Below are 20339 nucleotides of genomic sequence, written 5' to 3'. Positions count from 1 at the left end.
TTTTCTTAGAGATTAATCAACTCTTGATCAAATGTAAAAGCATTTTCAATCCATTGCAAATCATAAGGGTAATTGCAAAAATCATGCTGTATGGTTTTTGCAAATTGCTGCTTAAAATCATAACAAATCACGTCAAAACGATAGTAGTAAGGCATAAATTCAGGATGCTGTTGTAAAAAACAGTAGGCTGTTTTGAGCATTTTTTTCTGCTTTAAGATCGATATGGACTCTACTGCACTCGCATATTGTGTTTTTGCTCGGGCTTTAACTTCTACAAAAATAAGCTCGCTTGCATTACAGACCACTAAATCCAGCTCACCATATCGGCTATGAAAGTTTTGTGCGACACAATGAAAGCCGTGCTGTTCAAGTAAGATACGTGCCTGTTGCTCAGCCCATTGACCTAATTGTTGCGTAATACGTGCCATCTGAATCATCCATTATTATTTTTCTTCTATGTCTAATGTATAAAAATACGGTTCATATCGACTGACTCGATATTGAATGTTGACCGCTTAAACGCTAAACGTCTTTTAGGGTTTCTTTGATCTAATTCACGCGTCGCGGGTTGAATCGGTTAGAATAGTCTAAGTTTTTCTAGCTCGTGCTTTTTCACGAACTATTTTTATTTGTCTTCCCAAAATATAGCATATGGAGAACCCTATGAGTGCTCAGTTATTTGTTGTCTCAACTCCAATCGGGCACTTAGATGATATTACCTATCGTGCAATTGATGTCTTAAAGTCGGTCAAAATTATTGCCGCTGAGGATACACGTACCTCTGCGCAATTGTTAAAACACTTTAATATCAACACTCCTCTTACAGCCTGCCACGACCATAACGAAAGCAACAAAATTGATCAGCTTATTGAACGTCTTAAAAACGGCGAAGATATGGCGTTGATTAGCGATGCAGGTACGCCGCTGATTAGTGATCCTGGTTTTAAATTGGTTCGTGCTGCACAGGAAAATGATATTCGTGTGATTCCAGTCCCTGGTGCATGTGCGGCAATTGCTGCATTAAGTGCTGTAGGTTTACCTAGTGATCGTTTCAGCTTTGAGGGCTTCTTGCCATCTAAACAAAGTCAACGTCTGTTAAATCTAGAAAAACTCAAAGATGAAACACAAACCATGATTATTTACGAAGCACCGCATCGTATTTTGGAATGTGTAAAGGACATGGCACAGGTATTTGGTGCAGATCGTTCCGTTGGTTTTGCACGTGAAATTACCAAGACTTTTGAAACCATCAAGAAAATGACACTTGGTGAATTGGTCGATTTTGTTGCCAATGATCACAATCAGCAAAAAGGCGAAATTGTGTTAGTCATTGGCGGCTCTGTTGAGGAAAAAGATATGGAGCAAGAGAAGCTCGATAAACTTTTACTTCGTCTTTTACAAGATTTATCAGTAAAAGCAGCATCACAACTTGCTGCAGATTTGACTGGCATTAAAAAGAAAATTGCCTATCAACGTGCGCTGGAATTAACACAAGCCAACGACTGAAGGTCAAAAAAACACCACAAATGTGGTGTTTTTTTTATTCATTTTGGCTTAGTCACGGACTGATTCATCAGCTGGGACTTCAGTAATACGTCCACCACGTGCAAGGAAAGCAGCCACTTCATCTTCAAGCGCTTGGCGTTTTTTAAGCTTTGCAGTCACAGTTAAAGTTTCAGCTTCAGCAATATCGGTATTGCTTAATGATTCTTCACTGTCTGATGCACCTTTTTCGGCAGCTTGCGCTTCATCGTCATCTACGCCTGCATCTTCGACATCATCATAATCGTTCATATCTGTCATTTTAATCTCCCCACAAATGACTGCTATTAACTGGATTAAAGCTTAGTTTTGTTTCAAGAGAAATTTAGCAATCTCTTAGGTTTTCGCCTAGTACCAAATAACAAAAAATCGTATCTTTTTTAAACAAAATCGTTAATACATCGTGATGAGTGTACAAAAAATAACATTTGCTCAGTGCACTGCATAACGCGTGTGTTTAAGCTGACTTAAACCATTGGCTTGTGCCATAAAGGCATCTTTTAACATGGATTGCTGCTCAACCAATTTCAAGCCGAAATTTCGACTCCATACAACAGGGAATAAATTAGTTGTTTCCAGCCAACCAATGGCTGACATTGAATGCATCATGGCATCATTCTGTCCTTTACGACGGTGCTCATATCGTTGCAAAGTCTGTTCATGTGCCCATACACCACGTGATCGGTCATGCAATAACACATCACATAGAACGGCAGCATCCAAACAACCGATATTCACCCCTTGACCTGCCAAAGGATGAATCACATGGGCAGCATCACCAATCAATGCTAAACCTTCTTGGACATAACGTTTTGCTGCACGTGCTTTGAGTGGGAATTTGGCACGTGGTGTCACTTCAAGCACTTCACCTAGCATATGGTGACTTTCTCGTGTAAGGAGCTGTTTAAACTCTTGATCATTCAACGCGGCATACTCATCGGCATAATCATCAGGTAGGGTCCAAACAATTGACTGCCAGTAGCCATATTCGTTTTCGTTAAGACTGGCCATTGGTAGATATGCCAAAGGTCCTGTTTCTAGGAATATTTGACGCGCAATGTGCCCATGCGGCTGAGCGGTCTTAATCGCACAACTGATCCCTGCTTGCTTGTAGTCCAATACATCTAGATCAATAAATGCTTGCTCACGTACAAATGAATTTGCACCGTCTGCACCAATAACCAATTTAGTCTGCAGTACCGTTCCATCTGCCAAATGAATTAACCAGACATCGACACCTCGTTCGATACGCTGAACACGAACCTGTGTACGATAGTCTTGAATCTCAGCCAGCATTTTTTGCTGAATGGCTAAATTTAAAACACTAGGTTCAACCATCGCCCCTAAGGCTTGTTCAACTTTTGGTGGTTGCTCACTATGATGACCAAAATTGATCTCACCATAGCCATTTTTATTCCAGACTTGCATACCTGTATAATGTTGCTGACGAGCTAAGTTTTCCCAAACACCAACTTTTTTAAGCAAATGAATGGTCGCTTGACTCAATGCCAACACACGTGGATTCATTACAGCGAGGGTTTTGTCTTGATCTAAGACCGGTGCCGCATCAAGTACAGTAGCTTGCACACCACCTTGAGCAAGCAATAAAGCCGTCAAGCCACCAACCAAACCACCGCCAATAATGACAACATCGAGCACTTGATTCTGTTCACTCATGCTTTTAGTCCCATTGCATAATTGGCTACTAAAGGCTTAATCCCTGGAATATTTTCAAAGCACATCAAGCCAGTATTACGAATTAGTTTTAGGATCGGGTTCTGATTACTAAAACCACGGACCACTGAATCACAGAATTTGATCACCCGTTGTTGGTCCGTTAAGCGAGACTTTTCATAATCTTTTAGCATTTCTGCATCGCCTAAATCAGCAGCTTTATCGAGTTGCTCTGCAAGATAACGAGTAAGCACGTAAGCATCACGCATACATAGATTAAAACCCTGACCTGCAACAGGATGAATCGTATGCGCAGCATTGCCCATCAACACGACACGCCCAACTGCCTGCTTCTCCGCAAGCACTTGTGATAATGGGAAACTAAAACGGCGACCGGTCTTTTGGAATTTACCTGCACGGTCGCCATAAGTTTGCTGTAATGCATCCAAGAAGTGTTGATCATTTTCTTCACCGAGCCATTCATGCTCAGTCCCTTTTGGCACAGGCCAAACAACTGAACGACGGTACTCACCCGGAAGAGGTAAAAGTGCGAGTGGACCCAATGGGCTAAATCGTTCAAATCCCACCTGTTGATGTGGTTTAGAGGTTTGAACTGTGGTCACAATCGCAACCTGATCATAGTCATGCACAGATGCACCAATACCTAATGCCTTACGACAGAACGAATCACGTCCATCGGCAGCAATCACCAATTTTGACTGCAACTTATGGGTATAATCACCGCGCTGGGCTTCAATATAGGCAAAGTCTGCATCTTGGGTTAAAGAAGTCACCTGAACCCCATCAATCAGTTCAATCAGACTTTCCTGCTTCACTTGTGCAAGTAAAACGCGGCCCAACCAAGCATTTTCAATCACCTGTCCAAAGCTTTCGACTTTTTCTTGTTTAGCTAGTAATCGCGCCTTGCCAAAGCTGCCCTGTTCAGTGATATTCACTTCAAGGATTGGAGTTGCATGTTCTTGTAAAGCATCCCATAAACCGAGTTCTTGATAAATTTGGACACTACGACGTGATAAAGCACTATTACGCGCATCGAAACTTGAATGGTAAGGGGCAAGATTTTCATCATCATAGTTGGGGTATTTGATTGCTTCTAACAATTTCACCGCAATATTTTTTTTCGCCAACATCAGTGCAAGGCTTAAACCCACCATACCACCACCGACAATGATGACTTCTTGTTGCATACTTTGATCCTTTTTGTGGTATCTAGCAGTGCTAGATACATCTCATCTTGATTAGGGTCTGTTGACATTTGTTGCTTAAAAAAATAGCGAGGTAGTAAAATTAAATCGCCAAACCCAATTTTACTCTCGCTATGCCTCGTACAATGCTGAATAATCAACACTGGTCTAAGTTACTTTCTATTTTCCGAAATTTTGATATCTATTTCAAATCTAATTTGAGAAATTTTGTCGAAGCCATACTTTATAGAATAAGAACAGGCTGTCCTTGGCGTGATTTGCCTAAAGAATTTGGTTCGTATAACTCAATATTTAAAAAATATAATCGTTGGTGTAAAAATGATAAGCTAATGAAAGTATTTAAATTAATTTCTTCAAATGCTGATATGGAATGGGTTTTTATTGACGGTAGTCATGTTCGGGCACACCAACATTCTGCTGGAATAAAAGATCAGGATATTTCTAAAAGCATTGGTGGAAATAGTTCTAAAATACACTTAGCTGTTGATGCAGATGGCAATCCAATTGAAATTATTATCTCCGATGGAACGACGCATGACGTCAAGATTGCTCCAAAAATGATTGAAAAACTGGATTTGAGTGAAACGGAAGTATGTTGTGCAGACAAGGGATATGACTCTGAATCATTAAGGGAACAAATATCTGCGAAAAAAACTAAAGCTAATATTCCAAGAAAATCAAATACACAGTCAAATAATGACCATATGGATTGGTATTTATATAAAATCAGGCACTTAGTTGAGAATGCATTTTGTAGGTTAAAGCAGTTCAGAGGAATAGCAACACGATATGATAAGCTAAAGTGTAGCTATGAGGGTGCAGTTGCATTAGCTTGTGTATTTATTTGGCTACCTTTATCGGGTAAATTCTATACTTGAAATGTCAACAGACCCTAATTTTATATTAACCTAAAGACTTTTATTTTTATAATAGAATTCTATTTCTGAGGTTTAGAATACTGCTAGCTGTACGAATAATAAATCAAAAATAGTATTTTCTATTGTTGAAATTAAATGCCATACATCACTATACAAAAAGCGGAGCAAATACCCCGCTTTTCATTCAATTTATATTTGCTTAACGCACAACGTTCGATTGATGAACGTGAGTGGTTTTAGTCAGTTTAGTGACAGTGAAAATCAGATATAACGCAGACAGCCCAACTAATACATACACAATACGGGATAAGACACTCATTTCACCAAATATTGCAGCGACTAAGTCAAAGTTAAAAGCGCCAACCAGGCCCCAGTTTAAGCCGCCAATAATCACCAATACATAAGCGATCCAATCAATTGTTCCAAGTTTCATCTACTTCTCCTCTTTCACTTGATTTCTTGTTCGTGTGTTGAGTAAGCAGTATGAAAATAAATTGGCTTCAAATATGTTGTTGTAATGCGAATTGAATAAAGATTGCGTCCATTTCCTGTGAAAATAAACAATCAAAATCAAGCTTATGTTGTTTTTACTTAAACTATTCAAGTAAATCGTAAACTTATTTTTCTGAAATATTTTAGAAATTCGGCATCACAATTTCTATGTTGTATCAGACTTGCGCTTTCATCAAACGTTTTTGCGCATACATGTCTTGATCTGCTTGAATTAAGGTATCGGATAAATTTGAGTCCAGTTGACGGGTTGCTAAACCAATCGCCATGCTAATACCTGCTTGCTCAAAGGTTTCTTGTAGACGTTGAAAAAGTAGCTTTGCATCTGCTTGAGAGAGTTCAGGACATAAGATTGCAAATTCATCGCCACCCATACGCGCAATGACATCATTACTACGCATTGATGTGGTCAGCACTTCTGCTGTTTGCTGAATTAATGCATCACCGTGGTCATGTCCATGTTGGTCATTCACTTGTTTAAGATCATTTAAATCAATACTCAAAACGGTCGCTGGTAATGCAAAACGCTGACAACGTCCTTCCTCAGCATTGAGCAAACGATCCCACGCACGGCGATTAAATAAACCCGTTAAACTATCTGTTAATGCTTCAACTTCAAACCGTTCACGTAAACGACGTTGAATATTTTCACGTAATTCACTTTGCAGAATTGAACTGAGTAAATTTCCCAACAACTCAATCAATGGCCCGGCTTTAAGAATCTCATCTGATTTGGTTTCTGTATCAATCGCACAAATCGTCCCAAATACAGAGCCATCTTCATTAAAAAGTGGCTGACCGATATAGGATTTAATCAATAAATCACGGTTAATTGGTGCTGTTGCATAAGCCGTAATATCGCCAATTGAGGGTGCAATATTTGGGGCTTTGCCTTGAACCATGTGGTAACAGAACGAATCTGCCTAATGGAAGATATTGCCTTTTTGCACAGCATATTTTTCATTTTGTAAGTCAAGGACGATCCAATCTTCCCCTTTGACACGGGTAATCATCCACAAACCAAATCCAAAATGAGTATGTAAATACTCGAGGACTTGTTTCCCAGCTTCTTCAAAGTTTTGAAATTTGATCGCGTGCTGAGCAACATTCAACATAAAAACAAGCCGTAAATAAAAACCAATTTAAATATTTTAGTACAGATTGACCTGTGTAGAGCGGGTTCATTAGTAATTACAATTAAATTGGGTTTTAAGCAAAACTAGTTGTGTGAAATCTATCGCAAATAAAGCATTATCTGCTGTCTTGTCCTGAAATAGATTGACAGTATTCCACTTCAAACCGAGTTAAGCAATTAGCTCGGTTTTTGTTTGCTCATACATCTGATTCGGGGTGTTCATATTTAAACTTAAATGCGGTCTATAACAATTGTAAATCATGATAGATTCCGCAATTAAGTGATCTAACTCCTTCATGGTTTGACATCGCGTGGTTAAAAACTCCTGCTTTAATATTCCATTAATTCGCTCTGCTAATGCATTCTGATAACAGTCCTTGCCATCTGTCATGGAAGGACATATCCCATAATGGCGCAATGCCGATTGATATAGCTCAGAGCAATATTGAGCACCTCTATCTGAATGATGAATCATCCTAGTCGCTCGATCTGTCGCTTGCTGCATCGCCATATGTAGAGCCTGCACAACATTCTCCGCACGCATATCATTCGATAACTTATAACCTTTAATCTGTCGGGTATAAGCATCTGTCACCAAGGATAAATAATGCACACCTTCAGCACTCTCAACATAGGTAATATCACTAACAAAGACTTCATTGGCTTGCACTGCTGAATAATCCTTTAATAAATTTGGATGCTTCTTCATCCAATGCTTGCTATCCGTAGTTTTTGTATAGCAACGCTTAGGGCGAATCAATAAGTTATTTTCTTTCAATATTTTAAATAACTGATCCCGTCCACACTTTAAACCACGTTGCAACAATTTGCCTTTAATAAGCCAATACAGCTTACGTGTTCCGATACTTGGCATGAGACAGCGATATTCCATAACCAACTCAAGTATTTGTTCAGTTGCTTGTGCAGTCATTTGAGCACGTTTTTCTGCTTGATAATAAGCTTGTCGGGTGATTCCCAACCACTGACAATAACGTGAAACGCTTAGTCTTCTTTGGCTTTGCCAATCTTTGAAACGTGCTCGGTATACTTTTTTCCAAGATCAGTCCCACATTCTTTATCAATGTGATAAATCACATCCTGAATAAATTCAGTTTTAAGCTTTTCTGCGGCTAACTGCTTTTCTAATTGGCGGATTCGTTGTTGGGGTGTCAATTGGCGTTTAGAAGAAGTCGGCATATTCGAAGTCCAGTCCTGTTGTCCGTGCTTGCGTAACCATACCAGCACAGTTGATCTTCCTTGAATACCATATTTTGCCTGAGCTTGCTTATAAGTAATTTGCCCTTTTTCTACTTCATGTACCACCATCATTTTAAAGGCAAAGCTATAGTCACGTTGTGTACGTTTAACTCGTTGTTCTCGTTTATGTTCCATAAAATAAGTCTCTTAAGGTGTAAACTTATTTCAGGACGGGACATGCAACACAATAAAAAAGCCACTCCACGGAGCGGCTTTTTTAGTTTCATTAGATTGGTTATTTCGCCATCAATGCTTCAATATCTTCAACAGTTTTCACTACATTTTTGGTCAAAACAAGTGGACCATTTTTAGTTGCGACCACATCATCTTCAATACGGATGCCGATACCACGCCATTTTTTATCGACAGTTTCATCATCTGGGGCAATATATAGACCCGGTTCTACGGTCACAACCATGCCTTCTTCATAGGCACGCCAGTCACCGTCGACTTTATAAGCACCGACATCATGGACATCCATACCTAACCAATGCCCTGTACCATGCATATAGAATTGGCGGTAACTTTCTGAGCTAATAATCTCATCAAGATCACCTTGCATGATGCCCAAATCAAGTAAACCTTGAACCAAAATACGAACTGCAACATTGTGCGGTTCTTTATATGAGTGACCTATGCGAACTGCATCAATGGCTGCAATTTGTGCATCAAGTACAACATTATAAAGTGCTTTTTGTTCAGGACTGAACTTCCCATTGACTGGGAAAGTACGGGTAATATCTGAAGCGTAGCATTGATATTCACATGCCGCATCAATCAATACCAAATCACCGTCCTTGAGTTCTTTGTCATTTTCAACATAATGCAAGATGCAGGCATTTTCACCGCCACCAACAATACTGTTATAAGACGGCACACAGCCATTTTTACCGAAAATATAATTCAGTTCAGCTTCAAGCGCATATTCCATCATACCAGGCTGAACACTTTGCATTGCTTTGGTATGTGCTTCTGCTGAAATATCAGAGGCAATTTGCATAAGTTCCAGCTCTTCAGGGGTTTTAATCAAACGCATTTCATCGACAATGCGATCAAGCTGAATCAGTTGTGCTGGTGCAGTTGTACCACGACGTGTTTCGCCACTGGCCTCTTTAATCCATTTTGCGACACGTGCATCAAAAGCGGCATCGTGACCAATGCGGTAAAACAGTTTTTCTTTGTTTTGTAATTTCGGCAGAATTTCTTCATCTAGAAGATCAATGGCATAAGCCTCATCTGCTTCATAGTCTTCAATCGCACCATCAATCCCTGCTCGGTAACCATTCCAGATTTCCATTTCACGGTCACGTTCTCGGCAGAACAAACTATAGCTATAGCCTTCTTCACGTGTAGCAAAAGTTTCAATCACAGCGACAGCTTCAGGTTCAGCAAAACCTGTCAGGTAGAAGAAACTACTATCTGCACGATATTTATAGTCTGCATCGCGATTACGCAGTGCCACAGGACTGGTTGCAATCACTGCAATACTATTTAAGCCCATTTCACCCGCTAATATCGCGCGACGTTCTTCAAAATCTGCTTGAGTCAGTTTCTTCATGAATCCTTACTTCTTATCAAATCATTTTAGGTATTTAACCTAAGACCGAACAGGAGAATATTCAGCCTTAGGTTTGTCTTGGCTAAATTATAAAATTAGCTTGGACGATGAGGTGTAAACATTTCGACCACACTTTGCGCATCAGTCGCAGATTTTGCTTTTGCAGGCTGAGAGGTGAAACGTTTAAGTAATGGGGTTTCCTCTACAGTTACTTTTTTACGACCTACAGATAAGCTCACTGGAATTAAACGAACAAATTCGTAAAGTTCCTGATAGCTTTCTTCACCTTCGTCATCGTTGTCTGAATCTTCAAATTCTACTGCCGCAACATCTTGTAAATGTTCAATCCATTCACGTTCATCGTCACGGATATGACCCGATGCCAATCCAAACCCTAATACCACACCTGCACACCAATCTGCCAAGGCTTGTACACGGTCTTGTAATAGATGTTCGTCATCAGGAAGTAATGGTAGATAATCCAATTCATCTTCAGACAATGAATGGAATACATCTTCAGCTTCAGTAGTTAAAAGCTCTAAGGTTTCATCGTCTAATTCTGGAATATCGAGGGTTTCCAAAATCTGTTGCCACTCTTCACGCGTTGGTGCCTGAGTGATACATACGATACCTGTCAGTAAGCCATGCAGCTCACTTGGGCTAGAAATTTCTTCAATTGAAGAAAAATTGCGGTGCCATTCGGTCCAACCTGAAATATCGTCTTGCATTCGTTTATCCAATCTCTATACTGCTTATATATTACCTTTGTTTGCAATACTGTGCGACCTCGATATGTTAGAAGAATTACAGCGTCTACACGTGCACATTGGCGCTTTAAAAACGCGACTGGCACAATTTGAAAGTGAAAATCTGGAACTGCGCCAAGAACGAGATTCCTCTGTAGAAAAACACGAAGCTCAAATTGCGCAGAAGAACAACGTTATTGAACAAAAACAACAAGAAAATACAGTTCTGACCGAGCAACTCACCGACTCACGTGCTCAATTTCAACAACTGAATCAAGATGCGACTGCACTTGCAGACCGCTATAGCCGATTAGAAAAAAGTTGTACTGATCTAAAGAATCGCTTTCAGGAAATTTTGGCTGAGAGAAATGATCTACGTGCACTGAAAGAAAAATTACTCAATGAACAGCAACTTGCTAAGCAAGAAATTCAACGCTTAAACCAAGAAAATGAACGTTTAGCGCAAAAGAATGAGCATGCTAAAGCGAAAGTTGAAGCGATTATTCAACGTTTGGCAATTTTGGGTACAGCGCAAGATCAACATGCACAAGAAATTCAACAATTGGCTCATCCAAGTGAAATGACAGAGGAAGCGTCATCATGAGTGAACAAATCGCCCTTGATTTAAGAGTTCTAGGTCATAGTTTCAAACTGGCATCTTCACCTGAGAAGAAAGATGAACTTGAGCGTGCGGCACAATTATTGAATGATAAATACGATGAATTTCGTCGTAAAGCACCACGTATGGAACCAAGTAAATTGGTAATTATGGTTGCACTCGAACTCATGCAAGAAGTTTTGACAATGAACAAGTCACTACAGCAATATGCGCAGTGTGAACGTTTGTTACAAACAATTTTAGAGGATGTTGAAGAATTCTCTGAATAATTACAGTGAATTGCGTAAACTTCACTCAATTAAATGTGAAGTTTACAGTTGTTGAACAGCTTTGATTTGCCACACACTGAATATCGTTTATACTTGTTCTATCTCTGAGGTGTTCGCCAGTAGGTCTATATCCCTGCCGATACTTAAATCTTAGGATTGCGTTCTGTGTATTTAGAGTGTATGCCTACCTTCGTGTAGGAAACCCAGCAAGTATGCGTCGCGTCCACCTTGAACTCATCGGGTTCAGGGTAACGACATGCAGCGGCATCTTCGGAGTGCTTTTAAGTGATTGTTTCTTAACAATCATGAACAAAATTTCTAAATTCTCCACCAAATCAATTTTCATTTTTTAGCCCTTTGTATACTCCATGTATACCCAGAAATGGCCTATTAATCCTATATTCTAGGAAAATGAAAATGCCCCAAAATAAAGTCTTTATCACCCTTTCATTTGTGAAAGGTTTAATCAAAGAATTGAATGATTCAAAAGCACAACAATCTTTGAAAGACTCCAAACAATATTGCTTTGATATCCCGAACGGGAAACAAATCTTTTATCGAGATAACAAACTTGTTGGCTTTGCCATCAGAGCAACTCGTCATTCTCTTGTCTATACTGTTGAAAAGAAGATGCCAAATGGTTCTCCATGTCGTGTGACTATCGGTGACCATGGTCTTTATACACCTGAAACAGCAAGGCAAAAAGCTACCGAGTATCTTCTAGAGATGTCCCAAGGGATAAACCCTAATGACAAAAAAGAACAGCTACGTCAAAAAGCTTCTCAGGAACGTATAAACCATCAAAAAATTCCGACTGTAATAGATGCCTATAGGCACTATATCGAAGCCAAATCAGAGTTAAAGCCAAATACAGTTGCTATATATGATCGAGATATGAATTTGTACTTAAAAGATTGGCACCATTTAAAAATTACAGAGATAACTATGCAAATGGTGGTTGGTAAGCATGCTGAAATATCGCAAACCAATAAGTCTCATGCCAATATTACCCTTAAGCTATTTTCTGCAATTTATAACTACCACCGAAAAAGACTGACTAATAATAACCAACCACTTATCACGGAATTTAGTCCAGTTCAGATTCTTTATCAGAATGACCTTTTTAACAAATTAAAACCTAGAAAAAATTATATCAACAGTGAACAACAAGCAGATTGGGTATCAGCGATCGTTCAAACCCAATGGCGAGGAAATGAAAAAGCGAATGAATATGGATATTTGAACCAAGATTTCCTTTTGACATTTGTACTCACTGGTCTTAGGCGCAATGAAGTTGAGCAACTTGCATGGGCTAATATTGACTTGAAATACGGGACTTTAAAAATTATTAATCCCAAAAATGGTGAAGATCTACTCTTACCTTTAGGAGAAACACTACTGCATGTTTTTAAACAGCGTAAGAAATATTCGAACGGCTCTAAATATGTCTTCCCAGCAACGAATAATCAAAACCATATCAAAGATCGCAGGCATGTCCGCCATAAGATTACGGAAACCACAGGAATACCATTCACCTTTCATGATTTAAGACGCACATTTACGTCTATTGCAAACCGTTGTGGTATTGGGATGTATACCGTTAAGGCTTTGATCAATCATTCTTATCAAGATGACTCAGATATTACAGCAGACTATACCCAAATTGATGCAAAAGACTTAAGAGATGCTATGCAGAAAATTGAAAATCATATTCTTTCTAATGATGTGAAAAATATCATTCTCAATCGTGAATATTTGATCAAGAAATCAAAGATGACTAAATAATTAAACAGTTTAAAACTCAATTATTTCTATATAGAGCCTCCTACGACTTATTCACATGTCAGGAGTCTCTTACTATCACTCTTTGTAATCAAGGCCCCAAAACGAATTCATTGAGCGTAAGCGCACTATTTTGATTAACCTTTAGAGAAATACTATTCGATTAAATCACCCAAGACATCTAACAGTTCCTGGTTTTTCTGACGTTCAATGAGCCTTGCTGACATTCCTAATGACAAGGGCATTTCAACATCCAAGATGGGATGATCCCCAATAAAAAGCATTTTTGAAAAATCACAGCCAAAATATGCCTGAATTACTGCATAGATTTCAAGCTCAGGCTTTATTGATCCAACCTCATAACTAAATGCCACGATATCAAAAAAATCAGGGAGTAGTTTTCTAAGTTTTTCACCATATGGCAAAGCTAGATTGGAGCACAGCGCAAGTTTAAAACCTTTTTCTTTTAAAATTTGAAGCGTGGGTACTGTATCTTCATAGAGTTGAATTGTGCTTAATTCATGCTGAAGATCGTTATTGATCTCCTTCAAAAACTGTTCTGGTAGTTCTGCTCCAAACATCTTAGCTAATTTTTCAATATCAACAGAATTTGACATGATGATCTTGGCATCTTGTGCACTTGGTTTTCTACCGTTGGCCTTCAACCACTGCATCAACTTACGGTATGGGGATCGGCGTTCACCATTTTTTACAAGTGTGCCGAAAGCATCAAAAACAATAACTTTAGGAAAGTGATTCATAATTCAAGCTATGGATTAAAAGTTATTGATGCGAACCTTAATTATGAGATACAAGAATACCTCTTAAGCCGTGCTTCAGATCTTTTTAGATCAATATATTTCATATTCTTAATATACATAAATATTTAAAATGCTTCGATATAAGTAATCATCAAATGTTGATAATTTTCTTATTTTTAAAAAGTATTTCAACTATGTTTGGAACAGCTCTCGTAGAAATTAATGAAATAAAATATTGACAAAAACATAATAAAAATCAAAATAATAAACATATAAAAGAACTTTTAAATAAATTTTTTGAGAGAACAGATCTATGGATCAATATATTGGTGAACTAATTTGCGCACTTTTAGGCTTTTTAGGGGGTATGACAGCAACGGTCTGCTATCAAAAAATAACAAAAACAGATAGTTCTAAAAATGAAGTAAAACAGCGCAATCTTCGATCAGGCGGTGGAGATATAGCAGGACGAGATATCAAAAAATAGGAATATAATCTTGAATATTCAGAAAGATATCAGCACTGATGGTGGTGATTTAGCAGGTAGAGACATTGATAAGCGCCAATATCACTATAACTTTGAAAGCAATGAAAATACGCTGTTACTAATGCCTTACCTTGAGATTGTGAAAAAAATTGAACAAGGACTTACTGTTGATATCGAAGAACAAATCGATGACATCCTTCATTATTCTGGCGTAATTCGAGAGGATGCTAGAGGATTAGAAAAAAAACTCGAAGATTCAGGTAGAAGCTATTTGATTAGACAAGCACTAAGATACAAACTTAAGGCTAGTAGATTAATCACCCAACATCAAGATAGCTTAGCCTTCCAATATTTGGTTGGCCGGGTATTAGCCCGTATTGAGGTCACATTTAATAATCTTATTAAACCTCTTATTCTAGCTAATGAACCAATAGCTGTTGTCGAAACAGCAATCCACAAAGAAGTAATTATTCCCATTGAAAAACTTCTTGTTGGTACCCCTCTAGGCAGTCATAGCGAGTGTGTACAACATCTATTATATTTTCTAGCTGGAAACTGTCATATATCTTGGGATAAAGAATGCTAATTTATCATCCTGCCTTTGATGCAAGCCATTGTGTCTATAGAATTTTGAAAATTTTTGAAAAAATTGAAAACGATAATGCAATTGAAATAGAACGAGTTAAAATTATCGATTTTTATATGGTCTTTCCAAAAAAAATCCAACAAATACGTTTAACTCGCTCTAAAAAGCTTTCGCAAGTCAAAAAATCTGTGAAACTATTAGATGATACTTATCGGCAGTGTAATTCACCCTTTTTGATCTTTCAAAAGATGAATATGATCCAAGATAAAGTTCTCATTACATTAGTTAAAAATGAAATATTAACATTCTGTAATGAAAATAAATTATATAAAAAAGGTGGGCGATTTCCTCAGAATTCTTCAAATATCCAACTATTTGAAAATTATTTATCACCTGATGATGAAAAAGAATTAACGGATTTCCTGTATTTCACACCAGTAGATGGAAAAGATGGATTAAAAAGCCGTACGAATTTAATGGAATATAGATATGACAAATAGTTACCACTCATTCATTGTAAATAAAATGAAAGTTTATAGAGGTAATGAGTGTGCATTAGAAATTGAATTAATGAGCGGTTTAAATGTTATCCATGGCAGTAACAGCGCAGGTAAAAGTTCATTATTAGATACTCTTGCATACTCTTTAGGTGCAGAAAATATCGTATTCTCAGAAATCGTTAATAGCTGTTCGCAAGTTATGACAGAAGTATCAATTGCTAATAATAAATTAACTATTCAGCGTCAAATCTCCGAAAGCTCTCGCGCCCCTCTCGCTATTTATTATGGTGATATGGATGCAGCGTCCACGGCTAGTGATAGAGAGTGGCACATATTTCCTTACAACTCCTCAAATGAAAAGTTTGGTTTCTCTAAAATATTTTTTGATTATTTAAATTATCCAGCTACAGTTTCTTCAGAAACTTCTATCACAACTCATCAGATTCTGAGAATTTTATATGCAGATCAACCAAATAATCACTTACCAATATTTCGCAATGAAAAATGGGATAATATAGAAAAACGGGGAGCTATTAGGGACTATATATTCGGTATTTTTAGTGGTGAACTTTATCATGCACAGGTTCAAAAAAAGATTACTGAAAAACAATTAAGTGAATCCATACATAAGCTCACCTCTATTTTTAGTCTACTAGGTAAGACTTCGGATCAAATGATTGAGGAATATATTCTTGCTGAGAAGAAGGCTTATGAGGATAGAAAAGACTCCATTCTCAATAATATTAATGAAATTAAAAGTAATAAAATTGAAAGTCAATTATCGCAAGACGACGTTCAAAAAGAATTGCAAATTCAATTAACGAACACTAACAAATCAGTACTCTCAATTGAAAATCAATTAAATTCACAAGAACTAGAAGTTCTAGATCTAACACGCTTTAAAGAAGAATTAAATCAAAGAATGCTAGATTTAAATAATTCAATTGATAGCAACAAACTAGTACATGATATTTTCTTTGATTATTGCCCTTCCTGTCATTCTAAGATCAACCATGTTCATCATTTAGATAAAAATATTTGTTCACTATGTAAGGAAGAGACGTCTCAAAATATAAATGAGAGCAACTTACTGCAATTAAAAACTGAACTAAATTTTCAGATACAAGAAACAGATAGCATCCTGACTGAGGAAATATCTTCTTTAAATAATTTGAAGAAGATATATGCACAAAAAATAAAAGAAAGAGAAGCTCAAAAGCAAGAGTTTGAGATCATTACAAATAAATGGCATAGTAGTTATGAACTAGAATTCATTAATAATTATAGAGAATTAGGTGAAGTAGAAGCTGAGCTTAAAAATATTGAAAAGCGATTAGAAATATCTAACGAAATTAAAAAGCTAGAATCTACTAGGAATGCTCTACAAGATAAGTTTAATATGATTAATGCTGATATTGATCGTATGGTTAACAGTGCTGAAAGAAAAAGGACTCATGTTATAAATAAGTTGAACTTATATTTAAAGCAACTATTATCCAAAGATATAGGAATACAATCAGAATTTTTAGACCCTCACAATGAAGTCGAAGTCATATTCGAAGACAATCAAATTAAAGTAAATGGTATAAGTCACTTTTCTCAAAGCTCCTCTATTGTTCTACGTCAGATGTTCCATCTTGCGCTATTACAACTCTCTGACAATGATCCAAGTTTGCGTATACCTAGATTTCTAATATTAGATGGTATTAATGATGGTGGGCTAGAAAAAGAAAGAGCTGCAAACCTCCAAAATATTATCTATGAAACATGTGATAGCTTAAAGTCCGATTTTCAGGTTATTTGTGCAACTTCAGAATTATTCACTAGCTCTGAAAAAGCTCATAAAATTGAATACTTAAATGGACAAAGAACTTTCTCTTAACACTTAATATTTACTTTTAAAAAGAGCAATATTGAATATTTCACTATTGCTCTTTTTTATAGATGAGTAATTCACCAACACCAATATCTAACGCCAAACAAATCTTATCAATTGTCTCAAAGTCGATACGAACAGACTCATCATTATACAGCTTATAAAGCGTACTTTTATTGATTCCTGTCTCTTTTACCAAATCTGCAACACGCATTTTTCTTTCAGCTAACAAAACAGCCAAGTTTGACTTAATCATATTTTTTCCTAGTTAAATAGTAAAAAATACTTGAAATGCCGTAAAAATATGATAATTTACGTCTAAGGAATAATTTTTCCTACTTTCCTAGTACTTTTTATGAGGTTGATTATGCCATAGCTGCAGATAATTCCCCATACATTTTACGAAGAACAAAAAATTCAGGCCTGTCCAAACAACTTATACCTCTCTCGCCAAAGTGAAACATAAGTCGTGCAAACAAGCCTGAGATACCACCAAGACGTTAATCATGAGGTATTGACCAATGATAAAGAAAATAACACTTAAACGAAATCCCTATTTACTTGCACTGCTCAACTTAGGCTGTCAGGAGATTCACCATGTTTGATAAATCAGTATTTGATGGTGTCGTTGTATGTGAAGCTGCCGATGTGATGGCAAATCATATCATTCATGAGTTTGAAATCCCTCGTTTAGATCGTTTAGCTACTAAGCTCAAAGTAAATAGCTGCTTCAATGATCATCAAGCCCTTCGTCTTTGGGCTGATCGTTTATGTGAAAACTATCCCACAACCAATGATTTCACCGTATACGACTTAGAAGATCTCATACAAACGGCTCGTACCCTTTTTCTAAAAATATTTTCTTAATTCTCTACTGGGGCATGTTTGAAATGCCCCTACCTTTTGTAGGTTCAAAATGAATACTGACGCAACAATTTGGATGCCACTGTACATTGGTGATCTTCAAGCAAAATTTACTCGCCTTTCGAGCGAACAAGTAGGTGCTACTCTTTTTCTCATGATGGACTTTTGGAAGAATGGTCCTATACCAAGTGAACCCAACATTTTGATGAGTGTGACCAAACTAACGAGTCCTAAAACCAAGAGCCTAATAACTACATTAAAAATCCTGAATCTTTTTGAAGAAGTAAATGGATTTATTCAATCTAATTACATCACTACATTAAAAGAACAAGCTATTCTCAATCAAAAGATGAAATCTGAACGTGGGAAATTAGCAGCACAAGCTCGTTGGAATAAAAGCTCAAGTAATGCTGATGCATCAGATTCGGAGTGCTCTAGCAATGCACAAGCATTACTTAAAGAATACCCTTCACCTTCACCTTCACCTTCACCTTCACCTTCACCTTCATCTTCATCTTCGTCTTCGTCTTCGTCTTCGTCTCAAAGGAAGGATGATAAAAATGAAGCAAAACCGATTAATCGAAAATGGATTTAGGAGTAGATGATGAATATAGGAATTGATCTTTTAAAAACTCCTAAGGATGTTTTAAGCACCCTCTGTACAAAACATGGCTATCCATTAATAAAAATAGGTAGTCATCAATTGTGCAAAGTCTGTGCGAAAGAAAATCTTGAACAAACGAATAGAGAACACAAGGAAGAGTTACAGCAAAAGCTGTTACAACACCGTATTCATAGCTCAGGACTAAATCAACGTTACTTGGAATGTGGTTTTTCTAATTATAGTGCTAGTACTACTGAACAGCAGCAAGTTGTCGAATGCTGTCAGAATTTCACACAGCAATTATTAAACGGTTCGAAATCCAACCTTATCCTTTATGGCACGCCAGGTACTGGAAAAACCCATCTAGGATCAGCGATTATTCGCAATGTTATCTATAAAACCAAAATGTCATCTCGTTATATAACGAGTGCTCAGATAGCAAAAACCATTATGAATTCATGGAGTATTGAAGACCAATCTGAAGAGCAATGGATTCAATTTTTTGCTGATTTTGATTTACTAGTCTTAGATGAATATGGGCTACATGATCGTCATTCATCTCGTTTAGAACTTGTTCATAAAGTGCTATACAAACGCTATGACATGATGAAGCCAACTATGATTATTTCTAATTTCAATCTTGAAAATTTAGAACGAGATCTTGGTATACGACTCTGGTCACGATTACACGAAAATCAACTCATTATGGCTTCATGCTATTGGTCTGACTATAGGATGAGATAGTTTGCAAGCAAAAGCCTTGGTCATTACCAAGTCTAAAGCATAGATTGTGTGGTGAATCTCTCACGGTTGTAACCACCTTTTTGATAGTTTGTTTGGGGCCTCAGATATGTTAAATATTGCAAAAGCGGTTCAAGAACGGGTGAAAGAATTTCACCTTGGTCATGTCTTTTCTGTGGATGAGTTTAAACAGCTTGGAAAGGTCGAGGCAGTTTATCAGGAGCTCCACCGTTTAAATGAAGAAGGCGTGATTAATCGCATTCAGCACGGTGTTTATTATAAACCTGAACCAAACCGTATGTTGAAGGGGCGATACCTGAGCCCTGATGTTTATGAAGTGGTCAAAGTAATTGCTGAAAAAAATGGTGAACTTATCCAGGTCCATGGTGGTATGGCCGCGAATCGACTTAAACTAAGTACTCAGGTTCCAGTGATGGCTGTGTTTTATACATCAGGTAACTCTCGTGAATTTAGTATTGGCGGCACTCAGGTAAGATTACTGCATACTAAAAACAGCAAATTTTTCCAATATCCATTTAACAGCCGTGTAGGAATGGCCATATCTGCATTACTCTTTTTGGGAAAAGAGAGTGTTGATTTAAATATGGTTAAAAAGCTTGAAAAGACACTTACATCTGAAGAGTGGATATTACTTTATCAGTCCTCTTTGCCTGCATGGCTGCATAAGTTACTGGATGATCAGAAGACAAAGTTCTACTTTTAA

General features: G+C 37.4%; 23 protein-coding genes, 1 other RNA gene and 1 pseudogene. 14 read left to right on the top strand and 11 right to left on the bottom strand.

The features are described 5' to 3' along the window. Positions 1–5 precede the first annotated feature (5 nt). Entirely contained in the window at positions 6–428 is a 423-nt protein-coding gene (locus tag A3K93_RS03900; RefSeq protein WP_067729127.1) for a YraN family protein, read from the bottom strand. A gap of 235 nt (positions 429–663) precedes the next feature. Here A3K93_RS03900 and rsmI point away from each other — a divergent pair, with 235 nt between their 5' ends. Next, a complete protein-coding gene (rsmI, locus tag A3K93_RS03895; protein WP_067729125.1) occupies positions 664–1506 on the top strand; it encodes a 16S rRNA (cytidine(1402)-2'-O)-methyltransferase in 843 nt (280 codons plus the stop codon). Positions 1507–1554: 48 nt separating this feature from the next. Here the strand turns inward: rsmI and A3K93_RS03890 are convergent, their stop codons facing one another. From A3K93_RS03890 to ubiH, 3 genes are all read right to left on the bottom strand, one after another. Then, positions 1555–1803: a hypothetical protein gene (locus A3K93_RS03890; protein WP_067729122.1), complete on the bottom strand. Its 249-nt coding sequence runs from the start codon at positions 1801–1803 to the stop codon at positions 1555–1557. Between the two features lie 171 nt (positions 1804–1974). After that, positions 1975–3219, bottom strand: coding sequence for an FAD-dependent monooxygenase (locus A3K93_RS03885; RefSeq protein ID WP_067729120.1), 1245 nt, complete (start codon positions 3217–3219; stop codon positions 1975–1977). After that, complete coding sequence (gene ubiH / locus A3K93_RS03880) at positions 3216–4424, bottom strand: 2-octaprenyl-6-methoxyphenyl hydroxylase (protein WP_067729118.1); 1209 nt, start codon at positions 4422–4424, stop codon at positions 3216–3218. The genes A3K93_RS03885 and ubiH overlap by 4 nt, the downstream gene beginning before the upstream one ends. Positions 4425–4555: 131 nt before the next feature. Between ubiH and A3K93_RS03875 the strand changes: the two genes are divergently transcribed. Then, entirely contained in the window at positions 4556–5320 is a 765-nt protein-coding gene (locus A3K93_RS03875) for an IS5 family transposase (protein ID WP_067729117.1), read from the top strand. Positions 5321–5519: 199 nt separating this feature from the next. Here the strand turns inward: A3K93_RS03875 and A3K93_RS03870 are convergent, their stop codons facing one another. The 5 genes and pseudogenes from A3K93_RS03870 to A3K93_RS03845 all read right to left on the bottom strand — a co-directional run bounded on the left by A3K93_RS03870 (position 5520) and on the right by A3K93_RS03845 (position 10508). Further along, positions 5520–5753, bottom strand: coding sequence for a DUF378 domain-containing protein (locus A3K93_RS03870; RefSeq protein ID WP_067729115.1), 234 nt, complete (start codon positions 5751–5753; stop codon positions 5520–5522). 235 nt (positions 5754–5988) lie between these two features. Next, positions 5989–6945: pseudogene (locus A3K93_RS03865) on the bottom strand (GGDEF domain-containing protein). A 189-nt stretch (positions 6946–7134) separates the two neighbouring features. Further along, a protein-coding gene (locus A3K93_RS14635) for an IS3 family transposase (protein ID WP_101494813.1) occupies positions 7135–8357 on the bottom strand; the annotation gives its coding sequence in 2 pieces (ribosomal slippage) (positions 7135–8021 and positions 8021–8357; 1224 coding nt in all). Between the two features lie 100 nt (positions 8358–8457). Beyond that, positions 8458–9780: a Xaa-Pro aminopeptidase gene (gene pepP / locus A3K93_RS03850; RefSeq protein WP_067729112.1), complete on the bottom strand. Its 1323-nt coding sequence runs from the start codon at positions 9778–9780 to the stop codon at positions 8458–8460. Positions 9781–9875: 95 nt separating this feature from the next. Then, positions 9876–10508, bottom strand: a complete 633-nt coding sequence (locus tag A3K93_RS03845; RefSeq protein ID WP_067729109.1) for a UPF0149 family protein — start codon at positions 10506–10508, stop codon at positions 9876–9878. A 64-nt stretch (positions 10509–10572) separates the two neighbouring features. On the opposite strand from A3K93_RS03845, the gene A3K93_RS03840 reads away from it, so the two are divergent. From A3K93_RS03840 to A3K93_RS03825, 4 genes are all read left to right on the top strand, one after another. Then, entirely contained in the window at positions 10573–11130 is a 558-nt protein-coding gene (locus tag A3K93_RS03840; protein WP_067729107.1) for a hypothetical protein, read from the top strand. Next, the gene (locus tag A3K93_RS03835) at positions 11127–11414 is read left to right on the top strand and encodes a cell division protein ZapA (RefSeq protein WP_067729105.1); all 288 of its coding nucleotides are present in this window, start codon (positions 11127–11129) and stop codon (positions 11412–11414) included. Before A3K93_RS03840 ends, A3K93_RS03835 begins: the two co-directional genes overlap by 4 nt. A 98-nt stretch (positions 11415–11512) precedes the next feature. Next, positions 11513–11695, top strand: a non-coding RNA gene (gene ssrS, locus A3K93_RS03830) — 6S RNA. A 136-nt stretch (positions 11696–11831) separates the two neighbouring features. Beyond that, positions 11832–13199, top strand: a complete 1368-nt coding sequence (locus A3K93_RS03825) for a tyrosine-type recombinase/integrase (protein WP_171255048.1) — start codon at positions 11832–11834, stop codon at positions 13197–13199. Positions 13200–13351: 152 nt separating this feature from the next. Here A3K93_RS03825 and A3K93_RS03820 read toward each other — a convergent pair whose 3' ends face one another. Continuing rightward, a complete protein-coding gene (locus tag A3K93_RS03820) occupies positions 13352–13957 on the bottom strand; it encodes an HAD family hydrolase (protein ID WP_067729103.1) in 606 nt (201 codons plus the stop codon). Positions 13958–14270: 313 nt separating this feature from the next. On the opposite strand from A3K93_RS03820, the gene A3K93_RS14890 reads away from it, so the two are divergent. The 4 genes from A3K93_RS14890 to A3K93_RS03805 are packed head-to-tail and all read left to right on the top strand — an operon-like array spanning position 14271 to position 17412. Then, complete coding sequence (locus A3K93_RS14890; RefSeq protein ID WP_157883260.1) at positions 14271–14444, top strand: hypothetical protein; 174 nt, start codon at positions 14271–14273, stop codon at positions 14442–14444. Between the two features lie 10 nt (positions 14445–14454). Continuing rightward, complete coding sequence (locus A3K93_RS03815) at positions 14455–15030, top strand: ABC-three component system protein (RefSeq protein WP_067729100.1); 576 nt, start codon at positions 14455–14457, stop codon at positions 15028–15030. Beyond that, complete coding sequence (locus tag A3K93_RS03810) at positions 15024–15530, top strand: ABC-three component system middle component 5 (RefSeq protein ID WP_067729097.1); 507 nt, start codon at positions 15024–15026, stop codon at positions 15528–15530. The genes A3K93_RS03815 and A3K93_RS03810 overlap by 7 nt, the downstream gene beginning before the upstream one ends. Beyond that, positions 15520–17412 carry a hypothetical protein gene (locus tag A3K93_RS03805; RefSeq protein ID WP_067729095.1) on the top strand — a complete coding sequence of 631 codons (1893 nt, stop codon included), beginning with the start codon at positions 15520–15522 and terminating at the stop codon, positions 17410–17412. Before A3K93_RS03810 ends, A3K93_RS03805 begins: the two co-directional genes overlap by 11 nt. A gap of 43 nt (positions 17413–17455) precedes the next feature. Here A3K93_RS03805 and A3K93_RS03800 read toward each other — a convergent pair whose 3' ends face one another. Continuing rightward, positions 17456–17662: a helix-turn-helix domain-containing protein gene (locus A3K93_RS03800; protein WP_067729093.1), complete on the bottom strand. Its 207-nt coding sequence runs from the start codon at positions 17660–17662 to the stop codon at positions 17456–17458. Positions 17663–18003: 341 nt separating this feature from the next. Here A3K93_RS03800 and A3K93_RS03795 point away from each other — a divergent pair, with 341 nt between their 5' ends. From A3K93_RS03795 to A3K93_RS03780, 4 genes are all read left to right on the top strand, one after another. After that, positions 18004–18273, top strand: coding sequence for a hypothetical protein (locus A3K93_RS03795; protein ID WP_067729091.1), 270 nt, complete (start codon positions 18004–18006; stop codon positions 18271–18273). Between the two features lie 49 nt (positions 18274–18322). Then, the gene (locus A3K93_RS03790; RefSeq protein ID WP_067729088.1) at positions 18323–18865 is read left to right on the top strand and encodes a DUF1376 domain-containing protein; all 543 of its coding nucleotides are present in this window, start codon (positions 18323–18325) and stop codon (positions 18863–18865) included. A 9-nt stretch (positions 18866–18874) separates the two neighbouring features. Continuing rightward, on the top strand, positions 18875–19618 hold the full coding sequence (locus tag A3K93_RS03785; RefSeq protein ID WP_067729086.1) for an ATP-binding protein: 744 nt from the start codon (positions 18875–18877) through the stop codon (positions 19616–19618). Between the two features lie 106 nt (positions 19619–19724). After that, a complete protein-coding gene (locus A3K93_RS03780) occupies positions 19725–20339 on the top strand; it encodes a DUF6088 family protein (protein WP_067729084.1) in 615 nt (204 codons plus the stop codon).

The organism is Acinetobacter sp. NCu2D-2, from assembly GCF_001647675.1.
Classification (GTDB): domain Bacteria; phylum Pseudomonadota; class Gammaproteobacteria; order Pseudomonadales; family Moraxellaceae; genus Acinetobacter.
Note: the sequence above shows the minus strand (reverse complement) of the source record. Positions and strands in the feature narration are given on the sequence as shown.

Coding starts and splice junctions, on each gene's coding strand:
- A3K93_RS03900 (WP_067729127.1), bottom strand. CDS start 428: ATGGCACGTATTACGCAACAATTAGGTCAATGGGCTGAGCAACAGGCA.
- rsmI (WP_067729125.1), top strand. CDS start 664: ATGAGTGCTCAGTTATTTGTTGTCTCAACTCCAATCGGGCACTTAGAT.
- A3K93_RS03890 (WP_067729122.1), bottom strand. CDS start 1,803: ATGACAGATATGAACGATTATGATGATGTCGAAGATGCAGGCGTAGAT.
- A3K93_RS03885 (WP_067729120.1), bottom strand. CDS start 3,219: ATGAGTGAACAGAATCAAGTGCTCGATGTTGTCATTATTGGCGGTGGT.
- ubiH (WP_067729118.1), bottom strand. CDS start 4,424: ATGCAACAAGAAGTCATCATTGTCGGTGGTGGTATGGTGGGTTTAAGC.
- A3K93_RS03875 (WP_067729117.1), top strand. CDS start 4,556: ATGCCTCGTACAATGCTGAATAATCAACACTGGTCTAAGTTACTTTCT.
- A3K93_RS03870 (WP_067729115.1), bottom strand. CDS start 5,753: ATGAAACTTGGAACAATTGATTGGATCGCTTATGTATTGGTGATTATT.
- pepP (WP_067729112.1), bottom strand. CDS start 9,780: ATGAAGAAACTGACTCAAGCAGATTTTGAAGAACGTCGCGCGATATTA.
- A3K93_RS03845 (WP_067729109.1), bottom strand. CDS start 10,508: ATGCAAGACGATATTTCAGGTTGGACCGAATGGCACCGCAATTTTTCT.
- A3K93_RS03840 (WP_067729107.1), top strand. CDS start 10,573: ATGTTAGAAGAATTACAGCGTCTACACGTGCACATTGGCGCTTTAAAA.
- A3K93_RS03835 (WP_067729105.1), top strand. CDS start 11,127: ATGAGTGAACAAATCGCCCTTGATTTAAGAGTTCTAGGTCATAGTTTC.
- A3K93_RS03825 (WP_171255048.1), top strand. CDS start 11,832: ATGCCCCAAAATAAAGTCTTTATCACCCTTTCATTTGTGAAAGGTTTA.
- A3K93_RS03820 (WP_067729103.1), bottom strand. CDS start 13,957: ATGAATCACTTTCCTAAAGTTATTGTTTTTGATGCTTTCGGCACACTT.
- A3K93_RS14890 (WP_157883260.1), top strand. CDS start 14,271: ATGGATCAATATATTGGTGAACTAATTTGCGCACTTTTAGGCTTTTTA.
- A3K93_RS03810 (WP_067729097.1), top strand. CDS start 15,024: ATGCTAATTTATCATCCTGCCTTTGATGCAAGCCATTGTGTCTATAGA.
- A3K93_RS03805 (WP_067729095.1), top strand. CDS start 15,520: ATGACAAATAGTTACCACTCATTCATTGTAAATAAAATGAAAGTTTAT.
- A3K93_RS03800 (WP_067729093.1), bottom strand. CDS start 17,662: ATGATTAAGTCAAACTTGGCTGTTTTGTTAGCTGAAAGAAAAATGCGT.
- A3K93_RS03795 (WP_067729091.1), top strand. CDS start 18,004: ATGTTTGATAAATCAGTATTTGATGGTGTCGTTGTATGTGAAGCTGCC.
- A3K93_RS03790 (WP_067729088.1), top strand. CDS start 18,323: ATGAATACTGACGCAACAATTTGGATGCCACTGTACATTGGTGATCTT.
- A3K93_RS03785 (WP_067729086.1), top strand. CDS start 18,875: ATGAATATAGGAATTGATCTTTTAAAAACTCCTAAGGATGTTTTAAGC.
- A3K93_RS03780 (WP_067729084.1), top strand. CDS start 19,725: ATGTTAAATATTGCAAAAGCGGTTCAAGAACGGGTGAAAGAATTTCAC.